The sequence below is a fragment of the Ruegeria sp. AB9 genome (assembly GCF_056542585.1).
Genome location: NZ_JBQGAA010000049.1, coordinates 1 through 1,798, shown reverse-complemented (window position 1 = coordinate 1,798; position 1,798 = coordinate 1). Strand labels below are relative to the sequence as shown.

At 57.5% G+C, this 1,798-nt stretch carries 1 protein-coding gene; it reads left to right on the top strand.

The features are described from left to right. On the top strand, positions 1-1,798 hold a 1,798-nt coding region (locus ACR0K5_RS25030), incomplete at both ends, for a hypothetical protein (protein ID WP_480632218.1).

Sequence of the window (1,798 nt, the reverse complement as noted above, 5' to 3'; positions counted from 1 at the left end):
TCGATCGGAGATGAAGCCAAGCGATCCGGCCTTGGGCTTCAGAGCTTTCAGGAATGGACGTTTGTCGCCGAACAGAACCGGATCAGCGTCGATAGCCTGGTTGACGGATTCAAGGAACTGAACCTCAGGGCGGACGAGTTTATTGTTACCGGCAAAGGCCCCGCCGCCGAGGCCTTCAATCGTCTTGGGTTCAATGCCAGAAGCCTCAAAAAGGGTCTGGAAGACCCGTCAGAACTGATGCTCGACATCATTGGGCGGATGGAAGATTTGGACAGCGCTGCACAAATCAGAATTGCTGACGAAGTTTTTGGTGGCACCGCGGGCGAAAGGTTCGTTGAATTACTCAGCCGCGGTGAAGATGGCCTTCGCCGCACCGTCCGGCGCGCACACGAAGTCGGCGCTGTTCTGGATGAAGAAATGATAGCCAAAGCCGATGAGCTTGATCGCAAGTTCGAAAGGCTGCAAACGCGGATTGGCACCGTCGCAAAAAAACTGGCTGTGACAGTGGCCGAGACCTATTCAGGACCGACGATTGAAGACGCTCTAGGTGGAACCGATCGTGCGCGTGCTGTCGCCGGTGATGGACCTATTGATGAATTCGGCAAGTCTACCGAGATGGTCGAAGAACACGCACAGGCCATTCAGGGGCTCGCGGTGACGTATCGGGACCTTGAAACAGACGTGTTGGCAGCCAGCCGCGCCATCGCTCAGGAGGTTCCGACGATACTGGAACTGGGGCAAACTGACCTGGGTTTGGAGTTGGCTGAGATTTCGAGCGAGATGCAGGCACTGGTCGGTCAGTTTCGTGACGGCCAGATGCCTGCGCAGGATTTCGAAGATGATATTGACGGGCTTGTCACCCGCGCGGGCGAGGCATTTGAAGCCCTCGAAGACATCGACGGCGTGTCCTTTGACTTTGTGACCGATGCCATTGGCCGGATAACCACAGCGCTTTCCTCGGCCATCGAGAGGGCCAGCGAATTGCGGTCATCACTGCCGGGTGCTGAAGAAGAAGGGATTGGTCTGACAACCCCGCCGCGCCGTCTCGGAAAACGTGGCAGGAAAGGAAGCGCACCGACAACCTCTATTCGCCCAAAGGCTGCCCCGCCTTTGATAGATGAACCTGAAACGTCCACGTCTCGCGGCGGTGGAGGATCACGCAGCGACAGCGACCTGACCCGTGAAATTGAGCGCATCAGGCAAAAGACGACTTCGCTCAACGCAGAAGCTGCGGCGTTGGTTGCCGTCGCCAATAGCGGAAAACAATACGGCGATGCCATCGAATACGCCCGGGCAAAGGCCGAGCTGCTGGCCGCTGCCCAACGGGAAGGCAAACAGATCACTCCTGAGCTACAAGGGCAGATTGATGCGCTCGCCCGGGCGTATGTCGAAGCCGGAGATGCTGCTGACACAGCGGCTGACAAACTTCAGGAAGCTGAGGACGCCGCCGCACGTGGGTCTGACCGGATGACGGACGTGTTCTTTTCCATCATGGACGGTTCGCGCTCAGCCAAGGAAGCAATTGCGGATCTGTTGCTGGAAATTGCAAAGATGCAGATTCAAAGCGCAATAGTCGGTGCGGTTGGCGGAGGTGCCGGTGGCGGGCTTTTGGCTTTTCTGGGTGACTTACTCACTTACGACGGCGGCGGCTATACCGGCAACGGCGCCCGATCCGGCGGGCTGGATGGCAAGGGCGGCTTTCTTGCCATGATGCATCCTCGCGAAACGGTGATCGATCACACGAAACCGAAAAAGACCGGCGGTGGCGGAATGACCAATAACATTACCATCTCGATCA